The organism is Streptomyces sp. WZ-12 (assembly GCF_028898845.1).
Classification (GTDB): Bacteria; Actinomycetota; Actinomycetes; order Streptomycetales; family Streptomycetaceae; genus Streptomyces.
Map to the genome: position 1 here is coordinate 940,606 of NZ_CP118574.1, position 15,840 is coordinate 956,445.

At 72.3% G+C, this 15,840-nt stretch carries 13 protein-coding genes; 7 read left to right on the forward strand and 6 right to left on the reverse strand.

Features of this window, described 5'->3' with window-relative positions; all coding sequences use genetic code 11:
* Nucleotides 1-10 precede the first annotated feature (10 nt).
* Nucleotides 11-1,651: an FUSC family protein gene (locus PV796_RS03755; protein ID WP_274911415.1), complete on the forward strand. Its 1,641-nt coding sequence runs from the start codon at nt 11-13 to the stop codon at nt 1,649-1,651.
* Here PV796_RS03755 and PV796_RS03760 read toward each other — a convergent pair.
* The gene (locus tag PV796_RS03760; RefSeq protein WP_342456954.1) at nt 1,644-2,507 is read right to left on the reverse strand and encodes an NmrA family NAD(P)-binding protein; all 864 of its coding nucleotides are present in this window, start codon (nt 2,505-2,507) and stop codon (nt 1,644-1,646) included. The genes PV796_RS03755 and PV796_RS03760 overlap by 8 nt on opposite strands.
* A 35-nt stretch (nt 2,508-2,542) precedes the next feature.
* On the opposite strand from PV796_RS03760, the gene PV796_RS03765 reads away from it, so the two are divergent.
* Genes PV796_RS03765 through PV796_RS03775 form a run of 3 tightly spaced genes read left to right on the forward strand, consistent with a single transcriptional unit; the run spans nt 2,543 to nt 5,019 of the window.
* Nucleotides 2,543-3,883 carry a DUF2254 domain-containing protein gene (locus tag PV796_RS03765; RefSeq protein ID WP_274911416.1) on the forward strand — a complete coding sequence of 447 codons (1,341 nt, stop codon included), beginning with the start codon at nt 2,543-2,545 and terminating at the stop codon, nt 3,881-3,883.
* A 60-nt stretch (nt 3,884-3,943) separates the two neighbouring features.
* A complete protein-coding gene (locus PV796_RS03770; RefSeq protein ID WP_274911417.1) occupies nt 3,944-4,120 on the forward strand; it encodes a hypothetical protein in 177 nt (58 codons plus the stop codon).
* An 8-nt stretch (nt 4,121-4,128) separates the two neighbouring features.
* Entirely contained in the window at nt 4,129-5,019 is an 891-nt protein-coding gene (locus PV796_RS03775; protein ID WP_274911418.1) for an MBL fold metallo-hydrolase, read from the forward strand.
* Nucleotides 5,020-5,051: 32 nt separating this feature from the next.
* Here PV796_RS03775 and PV796_RS03780 read toward each other — a convergent pair whose 3' ends face one another.
* The 4 genes from PV796_RS03780 to PV796_RS03795 all read right to left on the reverse strand — a co-directional run bounded on the left by PV796_RS03780 (nt 5,052) and on the right by PV796_RS03795 (nt 11,229).
* Nucleotides 5,052-6,479, reverse strand: coding sequence for an MFS transporter (locus tag PV796_RS03780; RefSeq protein ID WP_274911419.1), 1,428 nt, complete (start codon nt 6,477-6,479; stop codon nt 5,052-5,054).
* Between the two features lie 427 nt (nt 6,480-6,906).
* Nucleotides 6,907-8,523 carry an MDR family MFS transporter gene (locus PV796_RS03785; RefSeq protein ID WP_274911420.1) on the reverse strand — a complete coding sequence of 539 codons (1,617 nt, stop codon included), beginning with the start codon at nt 8,521-8,523 and terminating at the stop codon, nt 6,907-6,909.
* Nucleotides 8,524-8,615: 92 nt separating this feature from the next.
* Nucleotides 8,616-9,827 (reverse strand): glycosyltransferase, encoded by a 1,212-nt coding sequence (locus PV796_RS03790; protein WP_274911421.1) that lies wholly within the window; start codon nt 9,825-9,827, stop codon nt 8,616-8,618.
* A gap of 103 nt (nt 9,828-9,930) precedes the next feature.
* On the reverse strand, nt 9,931-11,229 hold the full coding sequence (locus tag PV796_RS03795) for a UDP-glucose dehydrogenase family protein (protein WP_274911422.1): 1,299 nt from the start codon (nt 11,227-11,229) through the stop codon (nt 9,931-9,933).
* A gap of 309 nt (nt 11,230-11,538) precedes the next feature.
* Between PV796_RS03795 and PV796_RS03800 the strand changes: the two genes are divergently transcribed.
* The 3 genes from PV796_RS03800 to PV796_RS03810 all read left to right on the forward strand — a co-directional run bounded on the left by PV796_RS03800 (nt 11,539) and on the right by PV796_RS03810 (nt 14,083).
* Entirely contained in the window at nt 11,539-12,225 is a 687-nt protein-coding gene (locus PV796_RS03800; protein ID WP_274911423.1) for a TetR/AcrR family transcriptional regulator, read from the forward strand.
* Between the two features lie 182 nt (nt 12,226-12,407).
* Complete coding sequence (locus tag PV796_RS03805) at nt 12,408-13,514, forward strand: hypothetical protein (protein ID WP_274911424.1); 1,107 nt, start codon at nt 12,408-12,410, stop codon at nt 13,512-13,514.
* Between the two features lie 251 nt (nt 13,515-13,765).
* Complete coding sequence (locus PV796_RS03810) at nt 13,766-14,083, forward strand: hypothetical protein (protein ID WP_274911425.1); 318 nt, start codon at nt 13,766-13,768, stop codon at nt 14,081-14,083.
* On the opposite strand, the gene PV796_RS03815 is transcribed toward PV796_RS03810, so the two are convergent.
* The gene (locus tag PV796_RS03815; RefSeq protein WP_274911426.1) at nt 14,070-15,650 is read right to left on the reverse strand and encodes a TIGR03086 family metal-binding protein; all 1,581 of its coding nucleotides are present in this window, start codon (nt 15,648-15,650) and stop codon (nt 14,070-14,072) included. The two genes, PV796_RS03810 and PV796_RS03815, sit on opposite strands and share 14 nt — an antisense overlap.
* Nucleotides 15,651-15,840: the final 190 nt, after the last annotated feature.

Consider the following 15,840-nt stretch of genomic DNA (forward strand, 5'->3'; position numbering starts at 1 on the left):
AGTGGGGCGCATGAGTTCCTACGCGGTGCGTAATAGTTTCTCGGCTCGGCTCCGCGTGGAGGGCGTGCATGCGGCCGTCGCCATGGCGGCCGTCGTCGCGACCTTCTACTCCGCGATGGCGCTGGAGCACGCGTTCCGGTTGGGCGTGGGGGTGTTGGTGCTGGCGGTGGCGCTGTCGCTGACGGCGGCCCGGACGGAGCGGACCGCCTCGCGCCGCCGTCGGCTCGCCGGGCTGGTGACGATGCCGGTGCTCGCCGTCGTCGCGGGCGGCGTCGGTGAGTTGATGGTGCACCTACCGACCGTCGGCAAGGCGGTGTTCACACTGGCGTTGTCCGGTCCCATCTGGCTGCGCCGCTTCGGGCCGGTGGCCGCGCGGGCGGGTGCCTGGGTGGCCATGCCGTTCATCGCGGTGCTGGTGACCCCTGTCCCGGGACCGGTTGGTGCCTGGACGGTGTTGTGGTCCGCGCCGATCGCCGTGCTGGCCTGGGGGTGGGTGGCCCTGCTCCAGACCGCCGCGCGGTACCTCGGCCTCCTCGACACCACTCCCCCGCCGCGCCCCGCGCCGGAGCCGCGACGGCGGGACGCGCCGCGGAAGGCGGGCTGGCGCGGCCTGTCGGCCAGTACGCGGATGGCGGTGCAGATGGGTCTGTCGCTGGCGGCGGCGTTCCTGGTGGGCGGCCTGCTCTTCGGGCGGCACTGGCCCTGGCTGGTGATCACCGCGTACGTCGTGTCCGCCGGCAACCGCGGGCGCGGCGACGTGCTGCACAAGGCCGCGTTGCGGTTCGCCGGGGCGAGCGCCGGCACCATCGCGGTCACGGTACTCGCCTCGTTCCTCCCCAGGCACGCCACCGCCGACGTGGTGGCCATCTTCGTGCTGCTCGGCATCGGCACCGCGCTCCGCCAGTTCACCTACGCCTACTGGGCGGGCTGCGTCACCGGGGTACTGGCGCTGCTGTACTCCTACTTCGGGGAGACCGGCGGCACGGAACTGCTGGGCGTGCGGCTCGCGGCGATCGCGACCGGGGCGGTGCTCGCCGCGGCCGCACACTGGTTCGTGCTTCCGGTGCGCTCCGCGGACGTGTTCCGCAAGCGCCTCGGCGCGGTGCTCGCCGCGCTGGCCGATCTGTTGCGGGCGGTGCGCCACGAGCCCGAGCGGTGCGCGGAGCACGGCGCGCGGTTCGCCAGCGACCTGGCCCTGTTGGAACAGGTGGCGCGCACGGCCGAGTTGCACCGGATGCTGCTGCGCCGAAGGGCCCGCACGGCCCGCGCCGCGCACCCGGCCGATGCCGTGGACGCCCTACGCACCCTGGCCGAACCGGTCCGGGTACTGGCCGCCCCTGCCGCGGACGGGTCCGGTGCGACGGCCGGTCCGCACCACCTCCGCCTCCGCGCCGCGGTCGCCTCCAACGTCACGGAGCTGCGCCGCGCCCTGGGACACAGGCCGGGCGACGGCCACCGGCCGCTGCCACCCGCGCCCCCAGGCGGCGAGGACCCTGCCTCCGCCGCGCTCCGGGCCGTCGGCACGGCAGTTGAACGGATGGCGGAGGTCTTCCCGTCCGTCGAAGCCGGTGCGGCCGTCGATGCGAGCGTCAACACGGCTGTCGATACGGCGGAGAGCCACGCGCCCGGAACGAGGGCGAGGGCTACTTGAAGACGTCGACGTGGTCGGTGACGAAGGTGCGCAGGCTGCGGGGGCGGTGCCCCGTGAGAGCGGCGACGTCGTCGGACAGCCACCCGGCGTCTCCCTCCGCGATCAGGCCGAAGACCTGGGCGTTGGAGGTGGCGACCGACTCGGGAAGTCCCGCCTGGATCATGGCCTCCCGGTGCTGATCGGGTGTGATCCGGTGGTACTGGATCTGCCGGCCCAGGGCGCGGGTCAGTTCGGCGGCCACGTCGGCGTAGGTGACGAGCTCCGGACCGGTCAACAAGTAGGTGCGGCCCGCGTGTTCGGCGGGAGCGCAGGCCACGGCCGCCGCGGCAGCGGACACATCGCGCGCATCGATCGCGCCGAACTGCCCGTCGCCGGCCGACATCACGAACCCGCGCGTCTGTTGGATCATCGGGGCCACGGCGAACAGGTTCTGCAGGAGGAGGTTCGGTGCGAGCAGCGTGTACCCGACTCCGCTCGCCTTGAGGTGGGCCTCGATGCGCGCATGGTCGCGGCGGCGGTCGACCGGGGAGTCTTCGGTGGCCCGGTGATTCGTGATCTTGACGACGTGTCGCACGCCCTGCCGGGCGGCACTGTCGATGGCGGCGATCTCCTGGCCGGGGACCGAGGGGCTGATGAGCAACAGGGTGTCGACGGCGAGCATCGCCCCGTCCAGGGTGTCCGGCCGGTCGAAGTCGCCCACGGCGATCTCCACGCCGCGCCAGCTTCCGTCCCGCGGCACGCGGGAGGTGTTGCGCACCAGGGCCCTCCCACTCACCGGAGCCGACCGGTTGACCAGTTGGCGACCGGTTGGCCAGTCGGCGAGCTGACCGACCCGGGCCCACCCGGTGCGGCACAGCGCAGCGAACCGCCACGGATCGGTACATTCCTCGCATGGTTCGCAGTCGCTGGAAGTGGTACCTCACGCGCCAACGGCTGCGCGCTCCCCGGTTCTGGGCGCTGCCGGTCACCCTGCTGGGCGCGGGCCTGTTCCTGTCCTGGCTGTTCCCGCTGATCGACCGCGAGGTCACCCTCTACGGGAACGAGGTCGGCGAGAACTTCTTCGCGCACCTGGACAGCGGCTCGATGTCCTCGCTGCTCTCCGCCGTCGCGGGCGGCATGATCACCCTGACCGGTCTCGTCTTCACCGCGATCACGCTGGCCATGCAGTTCGGCGCCTCGCAACTGTCGGTGCGGGTGGTGCCGATCCTCCAGCAGGACGCCGTGATGCGCTGGGCGATGGGCACGTTCATGGCGACGTTCGTCTACACCCTGATGATCTCGGTGCGGCTCGCCGTCAGCCAGGCCAACTACCGGCCGGTCATCTCCATGTTCTTCGCGATGCTGCTCGCCGTGGTGTGCGCCGTGCTGTTCTTCGTGCTCGTCACCCGCGTCACGCGGGTACTGAACTCGGGGCAGTTGCTGCACTACCTGGCCACCGAGGGCCGGCGGGCCGTGAACCGCACGCACCCCGAGCACGGACCCGCCGCGCCCGCTCCCCAGACACACCCCCAACCCGACGCCACTCCCGTGGTGATCCGGCTCGGCACCCCGCCCGGGCGCGGCCAGACGCTCATCGCCTGCGACGACCACGGCCTGGAACGGCTCGCCCGGCGCACCGGGGCACGCATCCAACTCGTCCCGGTGACCGGCGACTTCGTGGCCCAGGAGGCGCCCCTTTTCCTGGTGCACCCGGGCGCGAAGCCGTGGCGCCGCCGGAACCTGACCCGCCATCTGCTCTTCAGCACCACCCTCAGCGCGGGCAGCGACCCGGCCGGGGCCCTGCGCGCGCTCGTCGACATCGCACTCAAGGCCCTCTCCCCCGCCGTCAACGACCCCGGGCGCGCGGTGCAGTGCCTGGACCACATCGAGGACCTGTTGGTGATGATCGCGCCCCGGCTCACCGCCCGCCAACCGTCGGCCGCACCGGGCGCGTTCCACCGCCGCACCCGCTCCTGGGCCGACTACGTCTGCATCGCCACCGACGAGATCCGCCACTTCGGCCACGCCTCGATGCAGGTCCAACGACGGCTGCGCGCCCTGTACGCCACGGTCGCCGGGGCCTGCGCCCCCGAACAGGTCCCGCCGCTGCGCTCCCGACTGACGACGATGGACGCCGAGGCCGGCACCCAGTGGCCCCAGGACCTCGACAGCCGCCTGGCCCACCTCCCCGACTCCCAGGGCCTGGGCACGGAGAGCGGCGACACCGGGAACGGCCTGTACCGCGGGGTGTGACACGACGTCGGACGGCACCCGTCCCGGTGCCCCAACTCCCGCTCTTTGGTGACCCGATGGATGATGCCCCGTTCCCACCAACGTGCCGGGCCCGTCCCCGGCGGCCGAGTCGGACGCTCCGCGATCGCCGCCCACCGAGTGCCGCGCCTGGTGGAGTTGGACGGGGCGGAGTTCAACGGCGGCTTCCGGGAGCGCCTGGACGTGCGGCACCGGTTGCCGGACCAGGGGGTGCGATAGTCGTGGCCATGCACACCATGGGATACACCACAGTCGCATACGGCGCGGTCAGCGTCCTCGTCGGTGCCAACTCGGGTGCCTACCCGTACGGCAACTCGCTGCTCGTGCGCGGCACGGACCAGATACTGGTCGTCGATCCGTCGCTGTCGCTCGTCCGGGCCGCGCCGCCCGCCGACGTCGTCCTGGTCAGTCACGCCCACGAGGACCACATCGCCGGTCTCGGCGGGTACCAGGTGCCGGTCCACATCCATGACCGCGACCTCGACGCGCTGCGCGACCGCACGGCCCTGGTCGCCGGGTACGGCCTGCCGTCCGACGTGGTCGACGCCTTCGACGAGAGCGTGCGGGACGACTTCCATGTGCGGGGCCGCCCGGACGCGTTGGGGTTCGGGGACGGAGCCGTGTTCGACCTCGGCGGGCGCACCGTGACCGTCGTGCACCTCCCTGGCCACACCGCGGGCCACAGCGGCTTCCTGATCGAGCCGGACGGTTTCCTGTTCGTGGCGGACATCGATCTGACCTCGTTCGGTCCCTACTACGGCGACGTCGGCAGCAGCCTGGTGGACTTCGAGGCGTCGATGCGGCGGTGCCGGGAGATCGACGCGCGCTGGTACGGCACGTTCCACCAGAAGGGCGTGGTCGAGGGGGCCGCGGAGTTCCGGCGTCGGCTCGACGCCTACGTCGGCGTGGTGGAGAGGCGGGACGCGACGCTCCTCGCGTTCCTCGGTGAGCCGCGGACCGTCGAGGAGATCGTCGACCACCGGCTGGTCTACCGGCCCCACGTCGAGGGGCCGCACGTGCGGCCGGTGGAGCGGAGGACGGCCGTGCAGCACCTGGACCGGTTGCTGGGCGGCGGGTTGGTCGCGGAGGTGGAGCAGGGGCGGTTCCGCGCGGCGTAGCGCCCCGCCCCGGCTCCGGGTTCCGCGCCGGATCAGCCGGTGACCTGCTCCACCGGGGGATGGTGGGGCGGTGTGAGGCGGATCAGGACGGCCGAGACCAGCGCGACGATGCCGCACATCCCCCACAGCAACAGGTAGGCGGTGAGCGAGGGTTGCTGTGTGGACTGGGTGAGCAGGCCGCTGAAGACCGCCGCCACGGCGGCGCCGGCGATGCTGCCGCCGGCCTCCTTGAGGTTGTAGTAGACGGCGGTCGACGTCGCCGCCCGGTCGCGCGGGCTCCACTCGCTGATGACGGTGGGGAGGCCGCTGATCGCGAGGCCGACGCCGGCGTCCGAGATCATGTGGCCGGCGTACCACAGGGGCAGGACGCCGTATCCCACCATCTTCACCGCGAAACCGGCGGCCAGGAGGAGGAAGGCGAGGGAGAGCATGGTGCGGTAGCCCAACCGCCTGCCGATGGCAGCGGATACGCCCGCGGTGCAGAAGCTGACGAGGGCCGGGACGGCGATCCACAGGCCGATCTGCCAGTGCGGCAGGCCGAAGCCGTACCCGGCCTTCTCGGGGACGGCGTCGAGGAAGGCGATGGTGACGCCCTGGCCGCCGAGGACCACGACGCCCGCGGCGAAACCGCAGGCGAAGGCCGGCGCGATGGCGCGGCTCGCCATCGCGCGGACGTCGATGAGGGGTTGGGGGCTGCGCAGGGAGGAGCGCACCCACAGGCCGAGGGCCACCGGTGCGAGCAGCAGGCCGCCCACCACCGTCGGGGAGAGCCAACCCAGCGTGGTGCCCTGGGCGATGGAGCCGAGCAGCAGGGTGAGGCCGACGCCGAGCAGTACGGCGCCGGTCCAGTCCATCCGCCCGCTCGCCCGTCTCTCGGTCCGTGCGATGAGCGGGGTCAGGGCGAGCCCCAGGCCGGCGACGGCCAGTACGGCCAGGTTCCACAACACCGCGCGTCCGCCCCCGGAGAGGGACGACAGCGGCCCGGCGGTGGCGGTGCCGGTGGTGGCTCCGAGGATGAGCGCGGCGGCGAGGAGGCTGACCGCGCGACGGCTGCCCGCGGTGTCGAGTCGGTCCCGTACCAGTCCGACGGAGAGCGGGAGCATGGAGCTGAGCGGTCCGCACAGGACGCGGCCGGCGAGGAAGACCGGGAGCGTCGGCGCGAGGGCACACAGCACGGTGCCGAGGGTGATCGAGGCGAGCGCGACGCGCAGCATCAGGCGGTGGCCGTGCAGGTCTCCCAGGCGCCCGAAGGCCGGCACGCAGACGGCGGCGGAGAGGAACTGCGCCGCGGTGATCCACATTGCCTGGGCGGTGTCGGTGTGCAACGTGTCGCGGATGACCGGCAGGAGGGAGACCACGCTGCCTTGGATGAACCCGTCGAGCAGGACGAAGACGAGGAGGGGGGCGATCAGGGCTGAGGGAACGGACACGGACACCCGGCGGGCAACAACCGTGCTCATGGCACTCCAGGGGGATTCGCAACCGGCGGTGGTTGCGGACCGGTCCGCGCGGCGTCGAAGGCATTGCCAACGCCCGGGTGGTGAAACCCGGCGCGCCGACAACACCGCACTCCCGGGCGACACGATTGCGCTGTGTGAGTGCGCCGGTGCAGCGCCGGAGCGACGCCGTGCGGATCGGTAACACCCCTGGACAGACAGGGTTTTGAAGATCAGTGGTGGCTACGGCGGGGCCTTCCCGCCGGCCGCCTCGAAAAGCCCATCACACTCGTCGGTTTAACTCCCCGGCCCGGCGCCAACCTGACTGTGATCGGGTGCGGCGCACCGCAACGCCCGTGTGCCGAACGCGGATTGGATGCACCCGTGCGCAGGCAAACAACAGTCGCACCCGACCGTCGCCGTCGGTGCCTGGTCCTCGACGCCGGAGCCGCTACTCGTCGGAGAGCGTGGAGTTCGGCACCCGCCAGAGCGCGAGCAGGAAGGCGGCCAGGGTCACCGCGGCGCCGGCGAGGAAGACGATGCGCATCGAGGCGACGTATCCCTCCAGGAAGGGCAGCGCCGCGCCGGGGTCGAGGGTGTGCAGGAACGCGGAGTCCTCCAGGTTGACGCCACCGCCGGGGCGCAGGACGCCCACCAGGGCGTGCGCGTTGCCGGGTTGGGACAGCAGGTGGCGGAAGCCCGCGTCGTGGCCGGCCGTGGCCAGTCGGTCGGTGATCTGGCCGGCGGCCGTGGCGAACAGCAGTGACAGGAAGGCGGCGGTGCCGACCGTGCCGCCGTTGGAACGGAAGAAGTTGATCGTCGCCGTGGCCGAGCCCATCTCCGTGCGGGGTATCTCGGACTGCGAGAGGGCGGTGAGGTTCTGCATCGCCGCGCCGAGCCCCGCGCCCATCAGGGCCATGCCGACCATCGCGTGCCACAGCGGGCTGTCCACCCGGAGCGTGGCGAAGACCAGCAACGCGGCGGCCAACGAGGCGAAGCCGGCCACGAGCGGGAGCTTGAAGCGGCCGGTGCGGGCGACCAGTCGGCCCACCAACAGCGTGACGACGAGGTTCGCGGCGACGGTGGGCAGGGTGGCCAGGCCGGCGCCCATCGGGCTCATGCCGCGGATGAGTTGGAGGTAGAGCGGCAGGGTCGTCATCGCGCCGAACATGCCAATGCCGAAGACGAAGTTCAGCCCGACGCCGATGCGAAAGGTGCGGATCCGGAACAGCCGTTGCGGCAGCAGCGCGGCCTCGCCCATCCGCCGCTCCACCACGACGAACGCGGTCAGGCCCACCGCGCCGATCGCATAGGCCAACAGTGCCTGGGGGGAGCCCCAACCCCAGGCACGACCCTGCTCGGCGACGGTCAGCAGCGGCACCAGCCCGACGGCCAGGGTGAGCGCGCCGAGGTAGTCGAGCCGGTGCCGCACCCTCCGGTGCGGGAAGCGCAGCACGCGGACCAGGGCCACGGCCGCCGCGGCGGCGAGCGGCACGTTGATCAGGAAGATCCAGCGCCAGCCGTCGACGCCGAAGATGCTGGCCCGGTCCGCGAACGCGCCGCCCACCAGCGGGCCGACGATGCTGGCGCCGCCGAACACCGCCATGAAGTAGCCCTGGTAGCGGCCGCGTTCGCGCGGGGTGGTGATGTCGGCGACGATGGTCATCGCCAGGGATATCAAGCCACCGCCGCCGAGTCCCTGCACGGCGCGGAACGCGGCGAGTTCGTAGATCGATCCGGCGGCCCCGCACAGCAGCGAGCCGACCGTGAACAGGCCGATCGCGACGAGGTAGACGGGCCGGCGGCCGTGGATGTCGGAGAGCTTGCCGTACAGCGGGGTGGCGAGGGTGCCGGTGATGAGGTAGGCGGTGGTCACCCATGCCTGAGCGGTCAGTCCGTGCAGGTCGTCGGCGATGGTCCGGAGCGCGGAGGCGACCACCGTCTGGTCCAGTGCCCCCAGGAACATGCTGAGGGCCAGCCCGGACATGACGGTGGTGATCTGCCGGTGGGTGAGCCGCGCGGGCGCGTCCCCGGCCGCGCCCTGTTGTTGGGTCTCGGAGAAGGTCACGTGTCGTCCTCAAGGGTGGCGGGTGGCGGAAACGGGAGAGCCGGGGCGGCGGGAGGTGACTCCCGTACCGCCCCGGCCCGGTGGCCGATCGGTCAGCCGGCGATCCCTTCGAGGTCGCTCACGGCGTGCTCGATCTCCGGCAGCGTCAACATCGCCAACTGGGCCGCCCGGGCCCGCGCCCGCGGTGCCGGGTCGGCGAGGAGCTCCCGGCAGGCGGCGGCGATGCCGGCCGCGCTGCGGTCGGTGACGTGGCGGCCCAGGCCCAGCGCCTCCACCCGGTCCGCGTTGCCGTGCTGGTCGCCGAAGTGCGGCAGCACCGCGAGCGGCGTGCCGGTACGCATCGCCTCGCGGATGCTGTTGAAGCCGCCGTGGGTGACGAAGAGGTCGACGGACTCCAGCAGCAGCGGCTGCGGCACCCGCTCGACGACGCGGACGTGGGCCGGTACGCCCTCGGTGTCGACCGGGATCCCGGACGTCGAGACGACCACGGTGCAGTCGTCCAGCTCCGCCACCGCCCCGAGAATCGCGCCCAGGCTCTCGGTGGGGTCCGGGAACTCCATCGGCAGCGGCGCGGCGGGCTGGTCGGACTTGCGGTGGTGCAGCATCGGCAGGGCGGTGCCTATCGCGGCGTACACCAGGGGCCGGTCCGTGGGCAGTTCGGCCGCCCACTCGGGCAGCACCGTGCGGCGCTCGACGTCCACGGTCTGCCGGTAGGCCCACGACTTGGGCAGGTGCTGGGCGAAGGAGAAGGCGGAGGGCACGTAGTCGACGCGGCCGTGCGGGACGATCGACAGCGGGTCCTCGTGCACGGCCAGGCCGAGCTCCGCACGCCGGTTGTTGAGCTCGGGGAGCACCTGGGCGGGGTCCATCATGTTGCTGAACCCGGAGGGCGTGGGAAGCTGCGGTACGCCCAGCACTTCGGCGGTGAGCACCGCGGCCATGTCCATGCCGTCGCGCAGGATCACATCGGGGCGGAAGTCACGGGCCAGGGGCAGCAGGATGTCCAGGGTCGGCTTGATGCTCGGCCCGGCCAGGGTCCGCTGCATCAGCCGGCTGAGCTCCGCCATCCGCTCGTTCATGTCGTCGATCTGCTGGATCTCGGCGATGTACGGCCCCAGCCTGGAGGTCGGGTCGAACTCCGGTAGCGCGGGGGTCACCTGGACGTCGTCGGCGGCGAAGACGTGGACGAGGTCGTCGTTGGTGACCACCTGCACCTCGTGCCCGGCCTTGGCGAGGGCGCGCAGCAGGGGGAGTTGGGCCCGCCCGTGGGAGGGACTGCCGTGGGTGGTGCACAGGACTCGCATGTCGAAAGCCTTTCGTCAGGGGGTTCTTCGGTGGTTCCGGTAAGAGGAGCGGGAAGCCTGGGCAGTCGCGGGTGCGCCGGCGGGGTGCCAGGCGCCCCGCACGTCAGGCCACCCGCGCCGGTGCCGCCGCGCGTCCGAGCCCCTGCCAGCTCAGCCCGGCCCGCGCGAGCCGGTCGGCGTCCAGCAGGTTGCGGAAGTCATGGACCTCGTGGCCGGACATGCGGGCGCCGATCGTCGCCCAGTCCAGCTCGCGCAGCTCCGGCCACTCGGTGAGGACCACGCAGGCCGCGGCCCCCTCCGCGGCTCGCACCGGGTCGTCGACGAGGTCGACCAGATCGCTCAGGTCGGGCTGCTCCTCGCGCAACGCCGGGTCGTACGCGGTGAGTTCGGCGCCGCGCTCGCGCAGCAGCCGGGCGACGGCGAGCGCGGGCGAGTCGCGCAGGTCGGAGGTGCCGGCCTTGAAGGTCAGGCCGTACAGGGTCAGCCGCACGCCGTGCAGTGAACCGTCGGCGCGGCCGCAGGCGGCGGCGAGGCGCTCGACGAGCTGGCGCTGGTGGCTGACGTTGGTCTCGATGGTGGCGCTCAACAGCGGGAAGTCGACGCCGGCCTGGTCGCACGCGGTCAGCAGGGCGTGGGTGTCCTTGGGCAGGCAGGAGCCGCCCCAGCCGGGCCCCGGCCGCAGGAACGCGGAGCCGATCCGCGGGTCGCGCCCGATGCCCTCGGTGACGTCGTCGATGTCGGCACCGAAGCGCTCGCAGACGGTGGCCAGGTTGTTGGCGAAGGACAGTTTCATCGCGAGGAAGAAGTTCGCCGCGTACTTGGTCAGTTCGGCGCTGGCGGGGTCGGTGAGCACCAGCGGCGCGTCCAGGTCTGCGTACAGATCGGCCACGCGCCGGCCGGCGTCCGGGTCTGCGGCGCCGATCACGATGCGGTCGGGATGCTGGAAGTCGTGGACGGCGCGCCCCTCGCGCAGGAACTCGGGGTTGCTCACCACGGCCACGTCCGCCCGGCCGAGCAGCGCGGCGACCCGCTCGCTCGTACCGACCGGCACGGTCGACTTGTTGACCACGACGCAGCCGGACGGCAGCACCTCGCGGATCTGGTCGGCGACGGCCTCCACGGCGGCGAGGTCGGCCGCCCCGCCCGCACCCATGGGCGTGGGCAGGCACAGGAACACCACCTCGGCCCCGGTCACGGCGGCCGCGGTGTCCCCGGTGAATTCCAACCGGCCGGCGTTCAGGCCGTCTTGAACGACCTCGGGCAGGTCCGGTTCCAGGATGTCCACCGTGGCCTCGCGCAGCCGCGCGACCTTGTGCAGGTCGGCGTCGGCGCACACCACGTGGTGGCCGAGGGAGGCGAGGCAGGCACCGGTGGTCAATCCGACGTAACCGGTTCCGATCACGGCAACGCGTTGCGCAGGCACAGGAGATCACCACTTTCCGGTCATGGGGGTGCCCGTCTGCGACGACTGCGGCGGTGCGCGCGGGCGCGCGGCCGCCGTGCCGTGCGGGCGGACCGGGAATGGGCGCCGCGGTCCCGCCCTTACATGGCGAGCACTCAAGTCATCAATCGTTGAACTGACTTAGGTATGACATGTGGCGCGAACTCAGGTCAACGTTCGATGACATCAGGCCGGTGACTTTGAGACAGTCGCCGCAGCCGGGAATATGGGCGGTGGCGGAAGGGCCGCGGACGACGGAGGTGCGGTGACGTGACGGGAGTGCAGAACGGCGAGGCGTCGAAGGAAGTGGTCCGTAGGCGCTCGGCCTCGGCCACGCGTACCGCGCTCAGGGCCGCCGCGTCCTTCCGCTTCGGCAAGTACGGCTACGAGGGCACCAGCGTGCGGGACATCGCCGGCGACGTGGGCGTGGACGCCGCCCTCGTCTACCGCTACTTCGGCTCGAAGGAGGCGCTGTTCAACGACGTGGCGTGCACCGGCAAGATGTTTGAGCCGCTGCTCCAGGAGCCGGTCGAAACGATCCCCGACTGGTTCTGTGCGATGTTGCTGGGGCAGCCGAAGGAGGGCGACTTCCCGCACCCGGTGCTGTCCGTGCTGCGGTCCTCGGGGCGCGACGAGGCGGTGGGGCGGCTGCGCGCCGATCTGACCGAGGTGTTCTCCAAGCGACTGGCCGCCCGCCTCGGCGGCGCCGACGCCGATCTGCGCGCGGAACTCCTGTCGGCCTGGATGCTCGGCACCAGCCTGATGCGCACGGAGATCCGCTCCCCCGCCCTGGCCTCGGTGCCGGACGCCACGCTGGAGCGGTATCTCCGGGCCGGCATCGAGGTCTTGATGGATCCGGCCCCGGAGTGCGACGAGCACGGATCGGCCGACACCGAGGGCGCCGACCGCGACCTCGCCCTCCACTGCCCCGACAACTGCCCGATCCGCCGGGGCTGATCGGGCAGTTGTCGGGCGCCCCCGAGCGCCGCCCCACGGCTCCTGCGACGCCCCACAACACGGCGCAATTCGGCATGTGTTCACCGCCCACCAACCCACCCGCCGGCGGCCGTTCGGCAGGGCCCGGCAGTCTCGCGGCGCTCTGTCATCGCCCTGCCCCCACACTCCAGAGGACGGACACCGTGCCCGAAGTACGCGCTGCCCGGCGGCGACGCCGCCTCGCCCTCCGCCGCACCGCCGCCGTCGTCCCGACGCTGGTCGTCGGCGCGCTGCTGGCTCCCTCCGCGCACGCCACCCCGGCGAACGGCCCGCGGAACAGCGGGGCGGTGGCCACCGGCGCCGCCGCCCGGGTCGGCAACGGCGGCCCCACACCGGCGACTTGGCCCGGCAGCGGTTCCGTCACCACCGCCGATGCCGCCGACGTCTTCGGTGAGGACCTCAGCGGCCTCTACCAAGAGCGCGGCGTGCTGTGGGGTGCGCAGAACTCCGGCAAGCTCTGGCGGCTGGTTCCCGATGGTTCCGGCGGCTGGCGGCCGGACACCGCCAACGGGTGGACCTCCGGCAAGGCGCTCCGCTTCCCCGGCGGCTCCGGCAGCCCGGACAGCGAGGGCGTCACGCTCACCGGCGCGGGTGCCGCGGGCGGCGCGTTCGTCGCGAGCGAGCGCAACGCCGACGCGTCCAAGACGAGCCGCCTGTCCGTGCTGAAGTACGACATCGGCGGTTCGGGCGGCACGCTGGCCGCCGCCAAGGAATGGAACCTCACCCCCGACCTGCCGCGCGTGGGCGCCAACCTCGGCTTCGAGGGCATCACTTGGGTCCCCGACGCCTCCCTGACCGCATCCGGCTTCAAGGACGAGTCGACCGGCGCGGCCTACGACCCGAAGCGGTACGGCGCCCACACCGGCGGCGTGTTCTTCGTCGGCGTCGAGGGCACCGGCATGGTCTACGGCTACGTCCTTGAGGACTCGGGCGCCCACACCCGCGTCGCGTCCGTCAAGACCGGCATGGCCGGCGTGATGGAACTCCAGTGGGAGCCGCAGGCTTCGCGTCTGTGGGTGGTCTGCGACGACACCTGTCACGGCCAGCACCGGACGATGCGGGTCGACGCGTCCGGCGCCTTCGCCACCACCGCCGTCTACGACCGCCCCAGCGGCATGCCCGACCTCAACAACGAGGGCTTCGCGGTGGCCGGATCCGACGCCTGCGTCGACGGTTCCAAGCCGGTGTACTGGGCCGACGACAGCAACGACGACGGTCACGCACTGCGCAGGGGCAGCATCGCCTGCTGAGCCGGACGGCGACGGGTTTCGATGGCGGTCGCCCATCGAAACCCGTCCGAAACCCTTGGGCACCACCCGAAATTCGGTTGCTCTTCAGGCAGTTGTGGTGACCCACGGCCGGAGTGGACCCTCGATACACGCTCCGGAAGCCCGGCGACTGAGACGGCCAGACGGACAGGCTTGCCCGAAACCTGACTTGTCCTGACTCGCCCGCCCTGCCAGGGTCACTCCCAACTCCTCCACAGAGAACGGATGCCCCGATGCGTCGTGCCCTCCTGCCCACCGTCGCCCTCGCCGTCGCCGCCCTGTTCGCGGCGGGCACCGGCACCGCCCAGGCAGCCACCGCCCCGGCCGCGACCGGCTCCCTCAACTGCGTCAACGCCTACATCGGCGCCAACAACGGCCAGCCCTTCTACCACGTGCAGTGCGGCGTGATAGGCCAGGCAACGTGGTACGCCAACGTCGCCTGCTCGGACGGCAGTTCCCACAACGCGGGCCCCTTCACCAACTTCCGCGAGGTGTACGTGTACTGCCCGGCGGGGACCGAGGTGCAGCGGGGCTGGGTCACCAGCGACTGACGTCGCGTCCGAGGTGGCCGGCGAGGTGGTCGAGGGCGGGCGCGCCGTCGGCCACCGGCCGGGACGGGGCGAAGGACCCACCCGCCGTCCGCGGCAGCCCGTCGCAGACCTCCCGCACCACCGGCAGGGCCGCCCGGGCGAGGTCCGGAACGAGGTCCCGCGGCCGTCCGACGGCCGCGGCCAAGTCCCAGCCGTGCACCAGCATTTCGATGACCAGTTGCTCGACGAGCCGCCGGCCGGGCGCCGGGCCGTAGCGCTGGTCGAGCATCCCGGGGCGGCGGAAGGCGGCCAGCGCACTGTGCGCGGCGGCCTGGAACGCCGCGAGGTGGTCCTCGCCGAGGTGGTCGGCGCCGGCGTCGGAGCGCGGGGCGCCGTCGGCCAGCCCGGCCCACATCAGGTTCTCCCAGACCAGGTGAGCGAGCAGGGCGCGCACGTCCCAGTCCGCACAGGGCGTCGGCAGGTCCAACTGGTCCGGACCGACCGCGCGGACGAGCTCCGCCACGGCACCCAACGTCCGTTCGCACGCGTCGAGCACGCCGGCAGGGCGCCAGGCATCGGCACCGGCGTCGTACAGGGTGCCGAGCTCCTCGGCCCGGGCGCCGGGCGCGGGGTTGGCGCGCAGCGCGGTCCTCAGCCAGTCGCCGGGCGCCGCCATCCCCGGTCGGGCCGGCCAGCCGTTGATGACGCACATCAACTGCCAGTACCGCTCGACCTTGGGATCCGAGACGGTCTCCAACTGCTCCCACAACACCCGACGGGCGGATGCGTCGTCGCCGTGCACGTTGTGGCGGGTGCCTGCCTGGGTGGGGATCCAGGCGGTGACGATGTCGGCGACCACCGGGTCGGCGGCGGGCGAGTCCGGCGCGATCCCGTCCCGTATCGCGGTGTTCACCCGCCGCGTCCAGTCATCGGCGAGCTGCCGGGCGTCGCTCAACGTGCGTTCGTCGTGCTCGCCCGGGGCGTGCTCGGCGGCGTAGCGGGCCATGCGCCGCATTCCGGCCCGCAGGTCCGGATCCGCGACCAGTTCGCCGAGTTCGATCCAGGCATCGACCTGGGCGTCGGTGGGGTTGTCGGGCAGGTCCGGGGTGGCGGCCAGCAGCCCGCGGCGGTAGGTCGGTACGTCCAGGTCCCTGAGCGTTTCGGTCACGAACTCCTCGATGAGCGTGCGGCGTTCGGCGGCGGACAGGCGGGCGGCTCGGGTCATGACGGCGAGTCCTTCGGCGGTGGTGGTTCGGCGGGTGACGGAGCGCAGCACCGCCTGCTGCCTGCGCAGCGCGCGGATCTGCGCTTCCAGCGCGTCGACATGGGCCGCGGCCACCTCCGTCAGGCTGTGCTCGCGGTCGAGGACCTCGCGGATCTGCGCCAGTCCCAGTCCGAGATCCCGTAGGGTCCGGGCCAGTTCCAGGCGGGCCAGCGACGCGGAGTCGTAGACGCGGTACCCGGCGGCGGTCCGCCCGGCGGGCGGCACCACCCCCACGTCGGACCAGTGCCGGATGAGCTTCACCGACAGTCCGGTCCTCCGCGCGATCTCCCCGATGTTCCACGACACCCCGTCGTCGACGTGCATGCGCCCCACCTTCGACTCTCCCATCGTGGGAGAGTCAACCAGCAACCGGCGGCTGGGAGGCACGCCGGGCGCGGCCCAGTTGATGCGGCCGGGCCGTCGCCGCAGTGATGCACTGCCAATCGGTCGTTGCTGGAATCGGTTGCTGCTGAAACTGGTTGTCGTTGAAGTTGCCAGATCGGCAACAACATTC

What these genes read in the sequence shown, in the direction of transcription:
- PV796_RS03755 (WP_274911415.1), top strand. Translation starts at nt 11, where the DNA reads ATGAGTTCCTACGCGGTGCGTAATAGTTTCTCGGCTCGGCTCCGCGTG.
- PV796_RS03765 (WP_274911416.1), top strand. Translation starts at nt 2,543, where the DNA reads ATGGTTCGCAGTCGCTGGAAGTGGTACCTCACGCGCCAACGGCTGCGC.
- PV796_RS03770 (WP_274911417.1), top strand. Translation starts at nt 3,944, where the DNA reads ATGATGCCCCGTTCCCACCAACGTGCCGGGCCCGTCCCCGGCGGCCGA.
- PV796_RS03775 (WP_274911418.1), top strand. Translation starts at nt 4,129, where the DNA reads ATGCACACCATGGGATACACCACAGTCGCATACGGCGCGGTCAGCGTC.
- PV796_RS03780 (WP_274911419.1), bottom strand. Translation starts at nt 6,479, where the DNA reads ATGAGCACGGTTGTTGCCCGCCGGGTGTCCGTGTCCGTTCCCTCAGCC.
- PV796_RS03790 (WP_274911421.1), bottom strand. Translation starts at nt 9,827, where the DNA reads ATGCGAGTCCTGTGCACCACCCACGGCAGTCCCTCCCACGGGCGGGCC.
- PV796_RS03810 (WP_274911425.1), top strand. Translation starts at nt 13,766, where the DNA reads ATGCGTCGTGCCCTCCTGCCCACCGTCGCCCTCGCCGTCGCCGCCCTG.
- PV796_RS03815 (WP_274911426.1), bottom strand. Translation starts at nt 15,650, where the DNA reads ATGCACGTCGACGACGGGGTGTCGTGGAACATCGGGGAGATCGCGCGG.